This is a genomic window from Kitasatospora sp. NPDC087271 (assembly GCF_044744605.1).
Taxonomy (GTDB): domain Bacteria; phylum Actinomycetota; class Actinomycetes; order Streptomycetales; family Streptomycetaceae; genus Kitasatospora.
On the sequence record NZ_JBIUYQ010000006.1, the window covers coordinates 208,026 to 225,193 of the forward strand.

General features: G+C 72.0%; 17 protein-coding genes and 1 pseudogene. 6 read left to right on the top strand and 12 right to left on the bottom strand.

What is annotated here, in order from left to right; translation table 11 throughout:
- Positions 1–37: 37 nt before the first annotated feature.
- The 3 genes and pseudogenes from ACIO9K_RS13060 to ACIO9K_RS13070 all read right to left on the bottom strand — a co-directional run bounded on the left by ACIO9K_RS13060 (position 38) and on the right by ACIO9K_RS13070 (position 2,927).
- Positions 38–799 carry an SDR family NAD(P)-dependent oxidoreductase gene (locus ACIO9K_RS13060; protein WP_400329288.1) on the bottom strand — a complete coding sequence of 254 codons (762 nt, stop codon included), beginning with the start codon at positions 797–799 and terminating at the stop codon, positions 38–40.
- Positions 796–2,228 (bottom strand): annotated as a pseudogene (locus ACIO9K_RS13065) (MFS transporter). The gene ACIO9K_RS13060 and the pseudogene ACIO9K_RS13065 overlap by 4 nt, the downstream one beginning before the upstream one ends.
- Positions 2,229–2,345: 117 nt before the next feature.
- Positions 2,346–2,927 (bottom strand): TetR family transcriptional regulator, encoded by a 582-nt coding sequence (locus ACIO9K_RS13070; RefSeq protein WP_363621931.1) that lies wholly within the window; start codon positions 2,925–2,927, stop codon positions 2,346–2,348.
- A 152-nt stretch (positions 2,928–3,079) separates the two neighbouring features.
- Here ACIO9K_RS13070 and ACIO9K_RS13075 point away from each other — a divergent pair, with 152 nt between their 5' ends.
- On the top strand, positions 3,080–3,565 hold the full coding sequence (locus ACIO9K_RS13075; protein ID WP_363587298.1) for a DoxX family protein: 486 nt from the start codon (positions 3,080–3,082) through the stop codon (positions 3,563–3,565).
- A 55-nt stretch (positions 3,566–3,620) separates the two neighbouring features.
- Here ACIO9K_RS13075 and ACIO9K_RS13080 read toward each other — a convergent pair whose 3' ends face one another.
- Positions 3,621–3,917, bottom strand: a complete 297-nt coding sequence (locus tag ACIO9K_RS13080) for an MTH1187 family thiamine-binding protein (protein ID WP_400329292.1) — start codon at positions 3,915–3,917, stop codon at positions 3,621–3,623.
- Positions 3,918–4,021: 104 nt separating this feature from the next.
- A complete protein-coding gene (locus tag ACIO9K_RS13085; protein WP_363621965.1) occupies positions 4,022–5,506 on the bottom strand; it encodes a SulP family inorganic anion transporter in 1,485 nt (494 codons plus the stop codon).
- Between the two features lie 787 nt (positions 5,507–6,293).
- On the opposite strand from ACIO9K_RS13085, the gene gcl reads away from it, so the two are divergent.
- From gcl to ACIO9K_RS13100, 3 genes are all read left to right on the top strand, one after another.
- Positions 6,294–8,075, top strand: coding sequence for a glyoxylate carboligase (gcl, locus tag ACIO9K_RS13090; RefSeq protein WP_400329295.1), 1,782 nt, complete (start codon positions 6,294–6,296; stop codon positions 8,073–8,075).
- 174 nt (positions 8,076–8,249) lie between these two features.
- The gene (locus tag ACIO9K_RS13095; RefSeq protein WP_400329298.1) at positions 8,250–8,714 is read left to right on the top strand and encodes a pyridoxamine 5'-phosphate oxidase family protein; all 465 of its coding nucleotides are present in this window, start codon (positions 8,250–8,252) and stop codon (positions 8,712–8,714) included.
- Positions 8,715–8,797: 83 nt separating this feature from the next.
- On the top strand, positions 8,798–9,286 hold the full coding sequence (locus tag ACIO9K_RS13100) for a glutathione peroxidase (protein ID WP_400329301.1): 489 nt from the start codon (positions 8,798–8,800) through the stop codon (positions 9,284–9,286).
- Positions 9,287–9,557: 271 nt separating this feature from the next.
- On the opposite strand, the gene ACIO9K_RS13105 is transcribed toward ACIO9K_RS13100, so the two are convergent.
- The 6 genes from ACIO9K_RS13105 to ACIO9K_RS13130 form a co-directional block, all read right to left on the bottom strand.
- Positions 9,558–9,689, bottom strand: a complete 132-nt coding sequence (locus ACIO9K_RS13105) for a hypothetical protein (RefSeq protein WP_363587293.1) — start codon at positions 9,687–9,689, stop codon at positions 9,558–9,560.
- A 249-nt stretch (positions 9,690–9,938) separates the two neighbouring features.
- Positions 9,939–10,727 (bottom strand): hypothetical protein, encoded by a 789-nt coding sequence (locus tag ACIO9K_RS13110; RefSeq protein WP_363587292.1) that lies wholly within the window; start codon positions 10,725–10,727, stop codon positions 9,939–9,941.
- A gap of 28 nt (positions 10,728–10,755) precedes the next feature.
- Positions 10,756–11,652 carry an aldo/keto reductase gene (locus tag ACIO9K_RS13115; RefSeq protein WP_363621941.1) on the bottom strand — a complete coding sequence of 299 codons (897 nt, stop codon included), beginning with the start codon at positions 11,650–11,652 and terminating at the stop codon, positions 10,756–10,758.
- Positions 11,649–12,836 carry a JmjC domain-containing protein gene (locus ACIO9K_RS13120; protein ID WP_363587290.1) on the bottom strand — a complete coding sequence of 396 codons (1,188 nt, stop codon included), beginning with the start codon at positions 12,834–12,836 and terminating at the stop codon, positions 11,649–11,651. The genes ACIO9K_RS13115 and ACIO9K_RS13120 overlap by 4 nt, the downstream gene beginning before the upstream one ends.
- Positions 12,837–12,849: 13 nt before the next feature.
- Entirely contained in the window at positions 12,850–12,990 is a 141-nt protein-coding gene (locus ACIO9K_RS13125) for a hypothetical protein (protein ID WP_363587289.1), read from the bottom strand.
- Positions 12,991–13,171: 181 nt separating this feature from the next.
- Positions 13,172–13,666, bottom strand: a complete 495-nt coding sequence (locus ACIO9K_RS13130) for an ATP-binding protein (protein ID WP_363587288.1) — start codon at positions 13,664–13,666, stop codon at positions 13,172–13,174.
- Positions 13,667–13,869: 203 nt separating this feature from the next.
- On the opposite strand from ACIO9K_RS13130, the gene ACIO9K_RS13135 reads away from it, so the two are divergent.
- Together ACIO9K_RS13135 and ACIO9K_RS13140 are read left to right on the top strand one after the other, a co-directional pair.
- On the top strand, positions 13,870–15,183 hold the full coding sequence (locus tag ACIO9K_RS13135) for a helix-turn-helix transcriptional regulator (RefSeq protein WP_363621943.1): 1,314 nt from the start codon (positions 13,870–13,872) through the stop codon (positions 15,181–15,183).
- On the top strand, positions 15,180–15,998 hold the full coding sequence (locus ACIO9K_RS13140; RefSeq protein ID WP_363621945.1) for a class I SAM-dependent methyltransferase: 819 nt from the start codon (positions 15,180–15,182) through the stop codon (positions 15,996–15,998). The genes ACIO9K_RS13135 and ACIO9K_RS13140 overlap by 4 nt, the downstream gene beginning before the upstream one ends.
- 176 nt (positions 15,999–16,174) lie before the next feature.
- Here ACIO9K_RS13140 and ACIO9K_RS13145 read toward each other — a convergent pair whose 3' ends face one another.
- Complete coding sequence (locus ACIO9K_RS13145) at positions 16,175–17,095, bottom strand: LysR substrate-binding domain-containing protein (protein WP_363621946.1); 921 nt, start codon at positions 17,093–17,095, stop codon at positions 16,175–16,177.
- Positions 17,096–17,168: the final 73 nt, after the last annotated feature.

Consider the following 17,168-nt stretch of genomic DNA (forward strand, 5'->3'; position numbering starts at 1 on the left):
CGACGGCGCTCCGCACGGCCGTTGGGCCACGGGTGGATCAGGCGGTGGCGCCGCCGTCCAGGACCAGGTCGGCGCCGACGGTGAATCCCGCCTCGGACGAGGCCAGGTACAGCACCGCGGCGGCGACCTCCTCGACCGCACCCGCCCGGCCGACGGGGACGCTGTCCTTCATCCGCGCGGCCTTGTCGTCGGCGTTCTCGCCGGGCCGGGTGGACATGCTGGTGTCCACCGGGCCGGGGCTCACCATGGTGATCCGGACGCCGTCCGCGATGTGGTCGAGGGCGGCGCTGCGGGTCAGCGCGGTGACGGCGGCCTTGCTGGCGGCGTAGGCGCCGAGGCCGGGCACACGCATGTGGACGCCGAGGTTGGAGGAGATGTTGACGATCGCGCCGCCGCCGTGGGCCCGCATGTGGCCGATCTGGTGCTTCATGGCGAGCCAGGTGCCGGTCAGGTTGACCGCGAACACCCGGTGCCACTCGTCCTCGTCGATGTCGGCGACCGGGCCGACGGCGCCGAACACCCCGGCGTTGTTGACGGCGACGTCCAGGCCGCCGAGGAGTTCGACGGTCTCCCGGACCAGCCGGGCGGCGTCCTGACCGTCCGCCACGTCGCCGGTCAGCGCGACGGCCTTGCCGCCCGCCTGCTCGATCAGCTCGACCGTCTCGGCGAGCGGGCCCGCGCTGCGGCCCGCGACCGCGACCCGGGCGCCCTCCCGGGCGAAGGCGAGCGCCACGGCCCGTCCGATACCGCTGCCGCCGCCGGTGACCAGGACGGACTTGCCGATGAAACGCGTGGTCATGAGAGGTGCTCCTTGATCTGGATGGTGCGTTCTGGTGCGGTGTCGGTCTCTGTGGTGGCCTCGGGAGTCGCCCGCGCCGGCAGGGCGACGGCGAGGGCGGTCAGCGCCAGGGCGGCGCCCGCCGCCGCGAAGGCCGTGGCGTAGCCGCCGACCACGCTCGGGCGGGTGGCGGCGAGCGCCATCAGGGCGGCCACCCCGGCGGTGGGGCCGAGTTCCATCGCGGTGTTGAGCACGCCCGCGGCGAGGCCGGTCCGTTCGGGCGGCACGCCCGCGGTGGCGAGCACGGCCGCGCCGGCGAAGGCGGTAGCGGCCCCGGCGGGCAGCAGGAGCAGCCCGGGCAGCAGCCCGGTGGCGTAGTCGCTGGCGGGCGCGAGGCCCGCCAGCAGGCCGAGCCCGGCCGCCGCGAGGGCGAGCCCTCCGGCGGTGACCGCGACGGCGCCGTAGCGGGCCGTCAGCGGCCCGGCCAGGCGACCGGCCGTCAGCAGTGCCGCCGCGTACGGCAGGAAGGCGGCGGAGGTGGCCAGCACGCCCCAGCCGCGGACCTGTTGGAGGTAGAGCGCGAGCAGCAGGAAGGTCAGCGCGGTGCCGGCGGCGGTCGCCATGACGGCGGCGAGGGCGGTGGCCCGGCGGCGGTCGGCGAGGAAGCCGGGCGGCAGCAGCGGGTCGGCGGTGCGCCGTTCGACGGCGGCGAAGGCGCACAGCAGGGCGAGCCCGGCGGCCAGCGGCAGCAGCGTCCCGGGGCTTCGCCAGCCGTGGCCGGTGGACGCCACCAGCCCGTAACTGGCCGCGCAGACACCGGCGGCGGCCAGGGCGGCGCCGGGCAGGTCCAGCCCCGGCCGGCCGACGGCCGACGGTCGGCCGGCGGGTTCGGCGGGCGGCAGCGAGCCGGAGCGGACCAGGCCGACGAGGGCGACCAGGACGGGCACCGCGAACAGCCAGCGCCAGGAGACCCAGGCGGCGACGGCGCCGGAGAGCAGGTTGCCCGCCGTGGCGCCGAGCACCGAGAGGCCGCCCCAGGCGGCCATCGCCCGCCGGTATTCGGCGGGTCCGGGCCGCAGCACCCGGACCACGGCGACCGCCGCCGGGCTGCCAGGGCCGCGCCGACGCCCTGGGCGAAGCGGCTCGCCAGCAGGACGGGGTAGCCGGGCGCGAGGGCGCAGGCGATCGAGGCGGTGCCGAGCAGGGCCAGGCCCACCCGCAGCAGCCGGCGGCCGCCGTGGCGGTCGGTCAGCCGCCCGCCGAGGAGCAGCAGGGCGCTGAAGGAGAGTCCGTAGGCGGCGCTCAGCAGCAGCACACCGGACGGGCCGAGCCCGAACTCCCGGGCCACCAGGGGCAGTGGCACGGACAGGATCATGATCGTGAAGATCAGCGTGGCCTGCACGCCGCCGAGCAGGGCGAAACCGGGCCGGTCGGCCGTGGCGACACTCATGGAAACCCCCCCTCTCCATAATGACCGTTCGGTCCAGTATTGGGATAGCAAGAGGCGGCCTCCACCGTCGCCCCGCCGTCGCCCCACGATCCGTCAGTCGACTCGCCAGTCGACTCGTCAGTCGAGCAGCACCAGCGCCTGCTCGACGGCGTCCCGCACCCGGGACGCGCCGTCGGCGGTCCGGCCCAGCACCCGCACGCCCTGCAACAGCACCAGCAGCATCCGGGCCAGCGCCCTCGGGTCCCGCCCGGCGGGCAGTTCGCCCTGCGCCTCGGCCCGGACCAGGGCGGCGGTCAGCACCGTCTCCAGGTGGCCGAGCCCGGCCTCCACCCGGCGGGCCGCCGAGGGGTCGCGCGCGGCGAGCTCGACGGCGGTGTTGGTGATGAAGCACCCGCGCTTCAGCCCGTCCTCGGCGGACTCCGCCGCGAACCGGCGGACCAGCGCGCGGACGGCCGGCAGCACCGGGCCGGGCTGGGAGAGCTCGGCCAGGAGCACCGGGTCGGCCTGCTCGCCGTACCGCTCCAGCGCCCGCAGGAACAGTTCGTGCTTGCTGCCGAAGGTGGCGTAGATGCTCGCCCGGGCGATCCCGAGCTCCTCGACCAGGTCGGCCATCGAGGTGGCCTCGTAACCGCGCCGCCAGAACAGCTCAAGGGCGGACTGGAGCACGGCGTCCGGGTCGAATTCCTTCGTTCGCGCCATGGATGAACGCTAACCCTTTCCAGAACGTTCGGTCAAGATCCTCCCCGAAGGTCGCACACGTGGGATCTGACGGAGCATTGCCAAGTGGACTAGACCAAGGCTACCCTTACCGCCCCGTACCTCCTCCTCCCCCCCACAGGAGGCGTTTCCCCATGCCCGCGAACCTTCCCACCTCTCCCCAGCAGGCGGCCGAGGCCGCCCGTCCGCTCGTCCTGACGGCCTTCCGGGTCGTCGTCGGGCTGCTCTTCGCCTGCCACGGCGCCGCCTCGCTCTTCGGCGTCCTCGGTGGCACCAAGGGCGGCGGCACCGTCCCGCTCGGCCAGTGGCCCGGCTGGTGGGCCGCGCTGATCCAACTGGTCGGCGGCGCCCTGGTGCTGCTCGGCGTCGGCACCCGGACCGCCGCCCTGCTCTGCTCCGGCTCGATGGCGTACGCCTACTTCACCGTTCACCAGGAGCACTCCCTGCTGCCGCTGCAGAACGGTGGCGAACCCTCCGTCATGTTCTGCTGGGCCTTCCTCGCCATCGCGGTGCTCGGCTCCGGCCCCTACGCCCTGGACCGGCTGCTGGCCCGGCGCACCACGGCCGAGCCGGCCGCCCAGCCCGCCCCGGCCGGGGCACACCAGGGCCAGACCGGCTGAGCACCCGACCCGGCCCAGGGCCCGACGGGCGGCTCGACGGACTGACTGTGCGGGGTCAGTCCTCGGCCAAGTGCCGTTCCACCGAGGCGACCTTGGCGGTGAGCCCGTCGGTGACCCCGGCCCGGTCGTCGATCTTGATGACCGTGCTCACCCGGCCGCTGTAGGCCTTCACCGCCTCGATCGCCGCCCGGATCACCGGCATCACCTCGTCCCACTCCCCCTCGATGCTGGTGAACATCGCGTCGGTCCGGTTGGGCAGTCCGCTCACCCGGACCACCCGGACGGCTGCTGCCACCGCCTCTCCCACGTCCTCGCCGATCCCCAGCGGGGTCACCGAAAAGGCTGCGATCACGGCTCTGCGCTCCTTCCGCCGACGGCACTCACCGGCGGCACCGGTCGTGGCCGGGACCAGGTTCCGGTCCGGGCCGCGACCAGGCTAACCGGCCTTGCCGGCGCTCACACCACGGTCGGCAGCGGCGGTTCGACCGCGAGCGGAGCAGTGGCGCGGGCCCGGTGCTGGGCGGCCCACGCGGTGAGGGCCACCGTGCAGGCGTGGTCCAGGTGGCGCAGCCCGGACCAGTCGAGTTCCACCGGCCGGTCGGCCGGCAGCCGTTCCAGGGCGTCCAGCAGCCGGGGCAGCCGCAGGAAGGTCGCGTTGCCGGTGAGCCGGACGCGCTGCAGGGCCTCGCCGGACGGCAGGACCAGTTCCTCCAGGCCGATCTGGAGGTGCGAGGTCTGCCAGGCGGACTTGGCCACGGCCAGGCCGATGCCGATCAGCACCCCCTCGAACAGGTCGGTGGCGATGATGGCGCTCGCGGTCACCGCGAGCACCAGCGCCTCGCCCCGGTGGCCGCGGCAGAGTGCGGCGATCCGCCGCAGCGGGACGAGCTTGGCGCCGGCGTGGACCAGGACGGCGGCCAGCGCGGTGAGCGGGACGAGCCCGAGCACGCCGGGCAGCAGCGCGGTGAACAGCAGCAGCCAGAGCCCGTGCAGGGTGCGCGAGGCCTTGGTCCGCGCCCCCGCCTGGACGTTGGCCGCGCTGCGGACGATCACCGCGGTCATCGGAAGGGCGCCGAGCAGCCCGCAGACGGTGTTGCCGATGCCCTGGGAGGTCAGCTCGCGGTCGTAGTCGGTACGCCGGCCGTGGTGCATCCGGTCGACGGCGGCGGCGCTGAACAGCGTCTCGGCGGAGGCGATCAGGGTGAAGGCGACGACCGTGCCGAGGCCGGCGGTGCCCGCCACCGCGCCGAGCGCGGCACGGTCGGGCAGGTGGACGACGTCGAGCAGGCCGGACACCCGGACCCTCGCCACCGGCAGGTCGGCGGCGGCCGTGACGGCGGCGGCCAGCCCGACCGCGGCCAACGGCGCGGGGACGCCGCGGGCGACGCGCCCGGGCAGGTACTTCCAGCCGACCAGCACGAGCAGGGTCGCCAGGCCCAGGGCGATCGCGCTCGGGTCGGCCACGCCGGTGACCGCGTCCGCCAGCAGGTCGGGCAGTCCGGCGATCTTCTCCGGCCCGGTGGCCGGGGCGCGGCGGTCGGCGAGCGCGTACAGCTGGCCGAACAGCAGGGTCAGTCCGATGCCGGCCAGCATGCCGTGCACCACCGAGGCGGACATCGCCCGGAACCAGCGGCCGAGCCGGAGCGCTCCCATCGCGATCTGGAGCAGCCCGGTGCCGAGGACGAGCAGGCCGAGGGCGGTGACGCCGAAGCGCTGGACGGCGTCGTAGACCAGGACGGTCAGCCCGGCGGCCGGACCGCTGACCTGGAGGCTGCTGCCGGGCAGGAGGCCGACGACCAGGCCGCCGACGATGCCGGTGACCAGACCCAGTTCGGCGGGGACGCCGGAGGCGACCGCCACCCCGACGCACAGCGGCAGGGCGACCAGGAACACCACCAGCGAGGCGGGCAGGTCGTAGCGCCAGGGGACGGCGCGCAGCACGGCGAGCGGGGGCCGGCGGCGGCCCGGCGGGGCGGCCTTGCCGGGGTGGCCCGGCGGGGCCTTGCGGCGGCGGGGCGTTCGGCTCACCCGGTCACCACCGGGGGGCGGGCAGGGAGACAGCGCATGGCGGCGTTCCTTTCGCGCGCCCGCCGCTGCGGGCACGCCGTCACAGGGGGGTGAGGAGGTCGCAGGGGGGTGAGGAGAGGGAAGGGAGGTGAACCGCGCGGAGGGGCGACAGCGGTACGGCCGCGGGTCCGGGCGGACCGGACGGCGGCGGCGGGTGTCGGGTCGGTGCGGCCAGGGGGTGCGTCCCTCGCTCGGGTGCGGCGGACCGGGCACGCTGGTCCTGGACGGGACCGGCCGCCGGAGCTCCCCCGCTCCCGGACCGTCCCGAATCCCCCTGCCACGGCCTCAGTTGGACATCACGGGCCCGGCGTGCCACCGACGGTACCCAGGGGTGCGGGGTGGGCCGACCTCGGGCACCGTCCCTTCACCCGCACTGCACACCGGCCGCGCTTTCCGGCGCGGAACGACCGGCTCCCCGGGCACACCAGCGCGATCGGCGCCCACCTGTACGAACCCGGCCCCGCCTCCCCGCCCCTCGGACGCCTGCGGCGACCTGCGGTTTCACCCCCGGGGCCGGCTTCCACATTCTGTTGGACCTCCCCTTGACGCCCCGCCGAGGCCAGCCGTACCGTATTTCCACATACAGAAACCGCTCTTCCGTATGGTGGAATTCTGGAGATGAGCCCTCCGACCCACTGCGGGCCGACGCAGGAGATACCCGATGCCTCGTATGACAGCCGCCCGCGCGGCCGTGGAGATCCTCAAGCTCGAAGGCGTTGAGGTCGCGTTCGGCGTGCCGGGCGCGGCCATCAACCCGTTCTACGCCGCACTCAAGGCCTCCGGCGGGATCAGGCACACGCTGGCCCGGCACGTCGAGGGCGCCTCCCACATGGCCGAGGGCTACACCCGCGCCAAGGCCGGCAACATCGGCGTCTGCGTCGGCACCTCGGGCCCGGCCGGCACCGACATGATCACCGGCCTGTACTCGGCGATCGCCGACTCCGTCCCGATCCTGTGCATCACCGGCCAGGCCCCCGTCGCCCGCCTGCACAAGGAGGACTTCCAGGCCGTCGACATCGCCTCGATCGCCAAGCCCGTCACCAAGGCCGCCACCACCGTGCTGGAGGCCGCACAGGTCCCCGGCGTGTTCCAGCAGGCCTTCCACCTGATGCGCTCCGGCCGTCCGGGCCCGGTCCTGATCGACCTGCCGATCGACGTCCAGCTGACCGAGATCGACTTCGACCCCGAGGCCTACCAGCCGCTCCCCGTCTACAAGCCCGCCGCCAACCGGATCCAGATCGAGAAGGCGCTCGCACTGCTCCAGGCGTCCGAGCGCCCGCTGATCGTCGCCGGCGGCGGCGTCATCAACGCCGACGCCGCCGAACTGCTGCGGGAGTTCGCCGAGCTGACCGGCGTCCCGGTGGTCCCGACCCTGATGGGCTGGGGCATCGTCCCCGACGACCACGAGCTGAACGCCGGCATGGTCGGCCTCCAGACCTCGCACCGCTACGGGAACGAGAACTTCCTCGCCTCCGACTTCGTCCTGGGCATCGGCAACCGCTGGGCCAACCGCCACACCGGCGGCCTGGACGTCTACACCGCGGGCCGCACGTTCGTCCACGTCGACGTCGAGCCCACCCAGATCGGCAGGATCTTCGCCCCCGACCTCGGCATCGCCTCCGACGCCAAGGCCGCGCTGGAGCTCTTCCTCCAGGTCGCCCAGGAGCTCAAGGCCGCCGGGCGGCTCAAGGACCGCGGCGAGTGGGCCGCCGCCACCCAGGACCGCAAGGCCCGGCTCCAGCGCCGCACCCACTTCGACGACGTGCCGCTCAAGCCGCAGCGCGTCTACGAGGAGATGAACAAGGCGTTCGGCCCGGACACCCGCTACGTCACCACCATCGGCCTCTCCCAGATCGCCGGCGCGCAGTTGCTGCACGTCTACCGGCCGCGGCACTGGATCAACTGCGGCCAGGCCGGCCCGCTCGGCTGGACCATCCCGGCCGCGCTCGGCGTCGCCACCGCCGACCCCGAGGGCCAGGTCGTCGCGCTCTCCGGCGACTACGACTTCCAGTTCATGGTCGAGGAGCTGGCCGTCGGCGCCCAGCACCGCATCCCGTACGTCCACGTGCTGGTGAACAACGCGTACCTGGGCCTGATCCGCCAGGCGCAGCGCAACTTCGACATCGACTTCCAGGTCAAGCTGGAGTTCGAGAACATCAACGCGCCGGAGCTGGGCGTCTACGGCGTGGACCACGTCAAGGTCGCCGAGGGCCTGGGCTGCAAGGCGATCCGGGTCACCGAGCCCGAGGGCCTGCTGCCGGCCTTCGAGGAGGCCAAGAAGCTGGCCGCCGAGTTCCGCGTCCCGGTCGTCGTCGAGGCGATCCTGGAGCGGGTCACCAACATCTCGATGGCCGCCGCCGACATCGACAAGGTCAACGAGTGGGAGGAGATCGCCACCCTCCCCGAGCACGCGCCGACCGCCGTCAAGCCGCTCGCGCCCTGATCCCGCAGCGGGCCGCTCGGGGCGGGATCCCGCAGCGGGCCGCTCGGGGCGGGATCCGGCGCGGATCCACCACTGCGCCCCGCCCCGAGTGGCCCGGACACGCACCGGGTACAAACCGGAAGACGCCCGCGCCCGACCTCCGTGCGCGGGCCCGGAGCCCCTGGAGCGCACACCATGCCCTTCAGCATGAGCAAGGCCGAGCGCGAGCGGTTCCTCGCCGCACCGCACGTCGGCATCCTGGCCGTCGACTCCGGCGCCGGAGCGGACCGGGGCCCGCTGGCCGTACCGGTCTGGTACACCTACGTCCCCGGCGGCCTGCTCACCGTCGTCACCGGCCGCGACTCCGTCAAGGCCCGGCGGATCCGCGCCGCCGGGCGGTTCACCCTCTGCGCCCAGCGCGAGCAGGGCCCGGCCGCGTACGTGAGCGTCGAGGGCCCCGTGGTGGCGATCGAGGACCGGCTCGACCACGACGAGTGGGCCGCCCTCGCGAACCGCTACCTGTCACCCGAGGCCGCGCGCGACTACCTGGCCTCCGCCCGGGAACAGTTGGCCGCCGACATCACCTTCCGGATGCGGCCCGAGCGCTGGTCGAGCGCCGACTTCTCCTCCTTCGGGGCCGACCTGTCACAAGACCGGTAGGTCGGGCTCGGTCCAGGTGGTCGCGGCCACTACGGTGGCCAGGCGACCACCTGTTCCGCACTCCTTTCGAAAGGACCACCACCGTGAGCCTGTACGACATCCCGCTGCGCACCCTCACCGGCGAGCCCACCTCGCTGGCCGACTACAAGGGCAAGGCGCTGCTGATCGTCAACGTCGCCTCCAAGTGCGGCCTGACCCCGCAGTACACCGGCCTGGAGAACCTCCAGCAGCGGTACGCCGCACGCGGGTTCACCGTGCTGGGCTTCCCCTGCAACCAGTTCGCCGGGCAGGAGCCGGGCAGCGCCGAGGAGATCCAGACCTTCTGCTCCACCACCTACGGCGTCACCTTCCCGCTGTTCGAGAAGATCGACGTCAACGGCGACGACCGGCACCCGCTGTACCGGCAGCTGACCCAGGTCGCCGACGCCGAGGGCGAGACCGGGGACGTCAGCTGGAACTTCGAGAAGTTCCTGATCTCCCCCGACGGCACCGTGGCCGCCCGCCTGCGGCCGCGGGTCGAGCCGGAGTCGGCCGAGCTGATCGCGGCGATCGAGGCCGTCCTCCCGGCCTGATCCCCACCCACCCGCCGACGGACCGGCCCCGGGCACCCGCCCCGGGCCGGTCCGTCGTTCCCCCGGGCCGTCGAGCAGCCCCTCTCGATTGCCGAGTCGGCCTCGACTGAACTGAGCCAGTAGAACTGCGCACTACCCATGTCCGTTCGTCTGGGGGTTCGTCGAGCGGACCGTGGAGAAGACCGAGCTGCTGATGCCGGTGCGGCAGCAGCCACTTCGCAGGCTCGGCCGCCCAGCGCCCGTGCCTCACCAACTCGCGCTGCTCCCACCCTCAGACTGGACGGCGCTGCGGATCCCAGCCGTCGATCGGTGTCCACTCGTGCTCCAGGATCGAGTAGGTGATCGAGTCGCGCCAGGCGCCGTGGACGAAGACGTGATCACGGATCCGCCCGTCCTCGGTCATCCCGGCACGGAGAAGTGTTCGCGCGGATGCTTCGTTGAGCGGAGAGCGGGCGGCCCAGATGCGGTGCAGGCCGAGGACGTCGAAGCCGAGCGCGCACAGCAGGTGTGACCGAACTGATGCCGCAGGCGGAGCAAGTCGTGGGGGAAGTCATCCTTACCCCGGTCCTCGCCCCATGGGGCGATCACATTGGCGCGTTGGATATCCCAAGGGCTACCCAACGCGCCGCCCCGGCCGAGGGTCGGTGGCCAGTCATCTGGTGATCGCGGAGAGCCGCCTTCGCAGGGGCTCCTCCAGGTCGAGGTTGTCGCCTCGAGTAGTGGTCTGCAGCAGTTCAGTGATGACGACAAGCTCGGCGAACTGCCCGGCTGGCGTGCCGAGGATATGGGCGAGTCGGTGACGGACCTGGGCGGCGGTGTCCGGCACGAGGAGGCTGTACGAGTGCAACACTGCCGCGTCGTACCCGGCAGGCGCGACGCCCCAGCCTTCCCAGTCGAGGACCGTCAGGGTTGGGCCCGTGAGGTTGGCCCAGTGCAGGTCACCGTGGGCCGTCGTCCAGGCAGACACCCTGGTGTCCATCGGGATGCCCAGGTACTGGGGCATGGCGCGGTCCAGGTACTCCTGCCGGACCGCGACCCGGTCGCTGGGAACGGCGGCGATGGCGTCGAGGGCGGTGCCGAGTTCGTCCCACCAGGCGCCGTCCAGATCAGGAGCTTTCCGGAGGATCGGCTCGTGAGTGGTGATGGTGGAGGCGATGACCTTCTCGTACAGCTCCGCCAGATAGCCGTGCTCGCCCTCGGTCCAGGTACGTCGCTCCCGCAGGCGCGGCCTGGGTACCGCAGGAGGCATGAGCTGTTCTGCCTCCTGCGGTCCCTCCCAGAGCTTTCCGCCGGCCTTGTCGGACGGGGCGGACACCAGTCGGAGCCAGCCCTCGCCGGACGCCGTGGCGACCGGGCGGCTCAGGGTACGTCCGCGCCAGCCCCACGCTTCGCGCGAGCCGATCGGCGTGGCCTTGAGCGCGGTTGCTGCCGTGGCGTGCATCCCACGCATCCGCCTGGCGGTGCCCGGCTCAGGTTCCGAGTACATCAACAACCCTTCGGAGTACGTCCGGAGACAACGGCGGTCGGCCGACGGTTTCGGCGGCCTGCATCCAGTGTTCCGGGTTCCCCGTCGACAGGAGCACGCGTCTCACCCCTGGGGCTGAAGCCACGACGGCAAGGGCGGTCTCGGCAGAGGTCATACCGGGATTGATCAGCTTGGTCAGTTCCGGGGTCACCACGCCGGGGACCTCACCTCCGTGGAGCGGGGCGGAGGCGAACACCTCCAGTCCCGCATCCAGGGCATCGGCCAACGGGCCGTGTCCGTCGAGAGCCTGGGCGATGGGCGCGAGGTGGACGAGGGAGACCGGGAGCTGGACGGCCCACAGGTGATGATTCGGCCCGCCGGCCCTGGTCGCGAGTTCGATCAGCGTGGGTACATCGAAGAGGCCACTGCTGAAGCCGCGCCAGGTCGCCACTCCATAGGCGCTGATGGTCTGTTGGCTACACGCCTCCTCCAGAGCCAGGAAGGCGTTGTAGAGCCGACCGGTGATCTCGCCGTCCGGGCAGACATGCTCGGGGTTGTGGACGAACACCAGGTCGGGTACCCGGCTGAGCATGAGCTTGGAACGCGCGAGCTGCCAGGCGATGTAGTCCGGGGTGAGGCAGTGCCCGCGCTCGGCGTCCGCCGTGGACAGGGCACCGGCTCGTACCCCGATGTGCCTGGTGCCGGCCGGGACGAAGCCCACCTTCGTGGAGACGCACAGATCCGGGTAGGCAGCCAGAGCCACTGCGAGCGACGCCTCCGCCCGACCGCCTGCGTAGTTGGGCGCCGTGTCCACCCAGTCGGCACCTCGGGAGGCGGCCATCAACGCCGCCTCGGCCACATCGAGGCAACGGTAGGTGCCGAGGCCCAGCCGGGCGGTCATCGAAGGCCTCCGATCGCGGCGGCCTGGCCGTCGACCAGCTCCGTCACGACACCGGCCGCCTGTCCGAGAGCGACGCCCGCGGCCTGCGCGAGATCGGCCAGCCGGTGAGGTTCCCCATCGGCGAGGAGCGCGAGCATCGGCTCGGCCTTGGCGGCGAACGTCCACTCCTCGCCGCCGGCGGTCAGCCGGACGGTGCCGTCGGGCAGGGCAGTGAGAACGGGCCGCGTGGTGACCAGGCGTACCTGCAGGTCGGCATCCGGTGGGGCCGCCGTGATGTGGGGCAGCGACGGCGTGAGCCGGGCTCGCTCGGTGGCGTCGCGAGCGGAGGAGAAGCGGGCGATCAGGTCGTCGCTCTCCAGCTCGGTCGCGAGGAGCTTGCCGATCGCGTCGAGGAAGGCACGCTGCTCCTCTGCGGCCCCGAAGCGCGGGATGTCCGCCCGGACGGTCTCGTGGGCACGCAACATCTCCGACAGCCAGGTGATCAAGTCGGCACCCGTCGTGCTCTGCAGCCCGCACGTGACGTGCAGCGAGTGCCGGCCCTCGGAGGCGGCGACGGCGTGCCACCAGCCCCGAGGCAGATAGAGCACATCGCCGGCGGTGAGAACCAGATCGGCGACGGGCTCTTCGGGCGGCTGCTCGGGCGTCTCGACGTCGCGGTGCATCGGCACCGTACGGGTGGGACCGTAGATGCGCCAGCGCTTCGCGCCGTCGAGCTGGACGACGACCACGTCGTGATCATCCCAGTGGACGCCGAAGCCCTCGGTGCCGGTCCAGGAGGCATACAGGTTGACCTGCAGGCCGGTCCGCAGCCAGCGCTCCAGCTGGCCAGCCAAAGCACCGATACCGAGGTGGAGCTCGTCAACGGCGTCCAGGACCAGCGTGGCACCCTCGGCGAGACGCTTGTGCAACTCGGAGGGCTGGAGCTGGTGCCAGACGGTGTTCCGCCGGGTGGTGATCGGTCGGGAGTACGTGTGCGCGGGCACCTGCTCCCCGTTGGCGGCGAGGCGGAAGCGAGGGGGTTCGAACCGATGCTGGGCCAGGATGGCGTTGAGATCATCCCAGCTCATGAGTCCGGTGAGTGACGCGGCTTCACCGCGTGCGACCTTGAAGCTGCGGCCGAGCGTCTGGGCGAGGAAGTCATCCCCGCCCAGACGCTCAACCACCGAGAAGTACTCGGCGGTCATCGTGATGCAGCCGTCAGTCGTTGGTGTCGGTTCGACCGGTGGAGCCGCCGTCCGATGGCTGCTCGCCACGCGAGCGGGCCGCGGCGACCTTCGCACGGGCGACCAGCAGGCCGTCGTCCTCCGTCTCGGTGCTGGTCGTCAGGTTCTCGGGCATGAAGCACTCCTTCGGGATCATGGGGCGGGCGGCTGCCCAGCCCCGTCGTTGGTGCAGCGATGGATCCGTTGCCAGGACAAAGCCGCTGGCAAGGAACCTCAGGTGCTTGTGCCGCGCGGCTGTTGACCAGCGCGGCCACCTGCATCCCCCCAAGCCCGCGTCGGGGCGGGAGGAAGTCGTGTCAGGCACTGGTCGGGACGACGTCCCGTGCCTTCGGGGCCAGGGCCCTCACCAGCTCGGTGAGTCGCTCGTCGCCCGAGACTGCGGCGGTGGTGCCGACCTCGAACCAGATCCGCTTGCCAGCGGGGTCCGGCTCGGCGCCCCAGTTCGTCGCGAGCGCTGCCACCAGGAACAGTCCTCGCCCGCCGGTGGCGTCGAGATCGACCCCGCCAGCGACCGGCAGTTCGTGGCCGACGTCCGTCACCTCGACGCGCAGCCGTTCACCGTTCCAGGACACGCACACGACGCACGGGGCGTCCGTGTGGCACACGGCGTTGGTGATCAGCTCGCTGGACAGCAACTCGACATCGCGGAGCGCGTCCTCCGCCAGCGGCAAGCCCCAACCGCGCACGGCCCGTATCACCCGCCGCCGGGCGTCCGGCACGGCCTCGGCACTGGGCAGCACGCGAAAGCCGAACGGGGCGGGGGCAGTGGCCTGGCGGGTGGTGACGGACATGAGCGCGGACCTTTCACCGGGACGAGGTCGGCAGCGGGCCGATTCGCGCCGGGATTCACCCGGCAGGTATCTACAGAACCGCCTCCAACGCCGGTGAACCAGAGCAGAATTGAAGCGGCAATGAGGCATCCGTGCTGCAAACCCGGGCATGACCTGGCCTGTTATGGCTACAGACGAACTGACGTACCTCTGGAGGACGCGGGATGGCATCCAGGAGGTCCCGGCTGATCCAGCGCAGGGAGGCGGTCGGCCACACCCAGGAATCTCTGGCTGAGGCCCTCGACGTGGACCGTACGACTGTGGGCCGGTGGGAGAGCGGTAGGGGTACCCCGCAGCCCTGGATGCGGCCGAAACTCGCCCGTGCCCTGGGACTCTCGGCTGACCAGTTGGCCGCCCTGCTGGCAGTACCCCCCGTAGCCGTCGAAGCAGCGCCACAGTCCAGCAGCGTCGGCGATGCGTCGCCTCCTGTGCATGCCCGGCGCACGGACCACGACAACGATCTCGTAGTGGCCGTGGCAGCCGACTCGGCAGAGTCCGCGCTGTTCCTCCGTTTCGCGAGCGCGTCCAACGTGGACGACACTCTGCTCGAACAGATCGACGCGGACATTGCGAGGCTGGCAGGGGACTACGTGAGCAAGCCGGTGTCCGAGCTCTTCCATGACATCGGAACCCTCCGGCGAGGAGTGTTCGACTTACTTCGAGGCCGTCAACGCCCCTACCAGACAGGCCATCTCTACCTGCAGGCCGGACGCCTCTGCGGCCTGGCCACCCACATCGCCCTCGACCTCGGCCAGTACACAGCTGCGGCTACGCATTCGCGAACCGCCTGGCGTTGCGCGGAGTCAGCCGGCCACAACGGTCTCCGGGCCTGGATCCGATCCATCCAGTCCCTGATCGCCTACTGGCAGCAGGACCACCGCCAGGCCGCCAAACTAGCCAGAGCCGGGCTGCCGTATGCGGACAGCGGGACGATCGCAGCCCGCCTGCTCAGCCTTGAAGCACGGGCCACCGCCGCGCTCGGCGACAGCGCGAGCGCGCTACTGGCAGTGGAAGCGGCCGCGGCGGCGCGGAGCGCCGTAGCCGGAGTGGATCTTCCCGGCGTATTCACGTTTCCCGAGGCCAAGCAGTGGACCTACGCCGGCACCGCCCTCCTCGCCCTGGGCAGCCAGGTTCACGTGAACCGTGCCATCGAGGCGTCCTCCAGGGCCATTGCCCTGTACGAGTCCGCACCGCGGCAGGAACAGTCCTCCGGTGACCTGTTGGCGGCCCGCCTCGACCTCGCCAACGCCCACCTCGCCCACGGCGACCTCGACGGCGTGCAGGAGAAGCTCTCGGTGGTGCTGGACGCCGCACCGGACCGGCGAACAGCGAGCATCTCTGCCCGACTTCGAGCCCTGAGCACCCGTCTCGCCGAGCCCGCCTACGCAGGCTCCCCGATCGTCCTGAGTCTCCGCGAGAATGTCAGAGAAGCCTGCTCTCGACCCGCACTCACGAATCCTCCGGAGCTGCCCCAGTGACGAGCAACACCGCACAGCAGGACGCCGCTATCGCCGACAAGGCGATCCTCGCGAACAGCGCCTACGCCGACGGACGCCACCTGGCCGCCCGCCAGTCCATCTACCGGTGGCAGCAGCCGCGGTACGACCTGCCCGGGATCGTCCTCGAAGAGCTGGCCGGCACAAGCGGGATCGTCCTGGACGCCGGGTGCGGCAACGGCAAGTTCGTCAGCCGCCTGCACAAGGATCGCCCGGACCTTCAGGTCGTCGGGATGGACATTTCGGCGGGCATCCTCGCCGACGTCGAGAAGCCGGTCCTGGTAGCCGACGCCCAGGCCCTGCCCTTCGCCGACGACAGCGCCGACGCCGTGTTGGCCCTGCACATGCTGTACCACGTCAGCGATATCGAGGCCACGATCGAGGAACTGGCCCGCGTCCTCCGGCCTGGCGGTGTGCTCATCGCCTCGACCAACAGCACCATCGATAAAAAGGAGTTGGACCGGCTCTGGGCCCGGGCCGCAGGCGACATCCTCGGGATTCCCGAGGGGCCGGCGCGGGTTTCCCTCAGCTCCCGCTTCTCCCTGGAAAAGGCCCCCGGCTACCTCGGAACAGCGTTCAAGGACATCCGGGTGCGGGAACTGCCCGGCGCCATCGAGATCACCGATCCTGCGCCGATCGTTTCCCACCTCGCCTCCTACGAAGCGTGGGCTGACCAATGCGGCGTCCCTTTCCGCGAGACGGTCAGTCGGGCGGCAGAGATCGCTGCCGCCGCCATCAAGACAGAAGGCTCATTCAAGATCACGTGCCTCGGTGGCATTCTGACTTGTAGGCGGTAAGGCGGCCGAGCGACGTGGTCACTGCCTAAAACGACAAGGTGGTTTCCTCGCGTCATCATGGCTGCTCTGGTCCATCTGGACTCCTCCAGGGCGAAAAGAGCAGTCGTTCATATGCCGTCCGGTCGGCCTGATCCCCACCCGCCGACGGGGAGGGCCGCAGGTGGCGACCCTCCCCGTCACAGCAACAGGCGGGTCCCCGGTGGGAGTTCACCGGATTCGGCGGCGTGGTGCAGATGCGCCAGCAGGGTCGTACGCAGGGCCCCTGCGGCGCGGGTGAGCGGCACTTCGTGGCCGTGGGCGACGGCGATGGTGCGGCCCAGGCCCGGCCCGGCGAAGGGGATGACCGCGAGGCCCGAGCGGGCCGCGACCATCCCGGGGACGACCGCAGGCCCGAGTCCGGCCCGGACGAAGCCGAGGACCGCGTCCATCTCGCCGCCCTCCACCGCGAACTCCGGCTCGAAGCCGGCCGCCCGGCAGGCTGCCAACGCCGCCTCCCGGACGTCGTAGCCCTCCCGGAACATCACCAGCGGGCGCCCCTTGAGCTCCGCCACCCGGACCTTGCGCCGGGTCCGTCGCTCGGCGGAGACCAGCACCAGTTCCTCGTGCAGCAGCTCGGTGACGGCCAGCGCCGGTGCGGCCTCCCCGCTCGGCGGGGTGATGATCAGCGCGAGGTCCAGCTCCCCCGCCGCCAGCCAGCGCACCAGATCGCGCGAGCCGCCCTCCCGGACCACCAGCGCCACCCCCGGGTAGCGGTCCCGGAACAGCCGCAGCACGTCCGGCACCAGGCTGGTGCACAGGCTCGGCGGCGCGCCCAGCCGCACCCGGCCGCGGCGCAGCTGGACCGTCTCCTGGACGGCCAGCCGGGCGCTCTCGGTGTCCGCGAGGATGCGCCGGGCCAGCGGCAGCAGTGCCTCCCCCGCATCGGTCAGGGCGATGTTGCCCCGGGTGCGGTGGAACAGCTCGGCGCCCAACTCCCGTTCCAGTGAACGGATCTGCTGGGAGAGCGAGGGCTGGGCGACGTGTGCCGCCTCGGCGGCCCGGGTGAAGTGGCGGGTCTCGGCGACGGCCAGGAAGTAGCGGAGTTGCTGGAGCTGCACCCGGCCAGGATAGGCCGCATTGATAGGCCAGGGCTATTGTCACGAGCCGTAGCATGTCTTGGACGCACCCTGG

Bases quoted from the DNA above. Each gene is read 5' to 3' on its own strand.
- ACIO9K_RS13060 (WP_400329288.1), bottom strand. From the start codon at position 799: ATGACCACGCGTTTCATCGGCAAGTCCGTCCTGGTCACCGGCGGCGGC.
- ACIO9K_RS13070 (WP_363621931.1), bottom strand. From the start codon at position 2,927: ATGGCGCGAACGAAGGAATTCGACCCGGACGCCGTGCTCCAGTCCGCC.
- ACIO9K_RS13075 (WP_363587298.1), top strand. From the start codon at position 3,080: ATGCCCGCGAACCTTCCCACCTCTCCCCAGCAGGCGGCCGAGGCCGCC.
- gcl (WP_400329295.1), top strand. From the start codon at position 6,294: ATGCCTCGTATGACAGCCGCCCGCGCGGCCGTGGAGATCCTCAAGCTC.
- ACIO9K_RS13095 (WP_400329298.1), top strand. From the start codon at position 8,250: ATGCCCTTCAGCATGAGCAAGGCCGAGCGCGAGCGGTTCCTCGCCGCA.
- ACIO9K_RS13105 (WP_363587293.1), bottom strand. From the start codon at position 9,689: ATGACCGAGGACGGGCGGATCCGTGATCACGTCTTCGTCCACGGCGCC.
- ACIO9K_RS13110 (WP_363587292.1), bottom strand. From the start codon at position 10,727: ATGCACGCCACGGCAGCAACCGCGCTCAAGGCCACGCCGATCGGCTCG.
- ACIO9K_RS13115 (WP_363621941.1), bottom strand. From the start codon at position 11,652: ATGACCGCCCGGCTGGGCCTCGGCACCTACCGTTGCCTCGATGTGGCC.
- ACIO9K_RS13120 (WP_363587290.1), bottom strand. From the start codon at position 12,836: ATGACCGCCGAGTACTTCTCGGTGGTTGAGCGTCTGGGCGGGGATGAC.
- ACIO9K_RS13125 (WP_363587289.1), bottom strand. From the start codon at position 12,990: ATGCCCGAGAACCTGACGACCAGCACCGAGACGGAGGACGACGGCCTG.
- ACIO9K_RS13130 (WP_363587288.1), bottom strand. From the start codon at position 13,666: ATGTCCGTCACCACCCGCCAGGCCACTGCCCCCGCCCCGTTCGGCTTT.
- ACIO9K_RS13135 (WP_363621943.1), top strand. From the start codon at position 13,870: ATGGCATCCAGGAGGTCCCGGCTGATCCAGCGCAGGGAGGCGGTCGGC.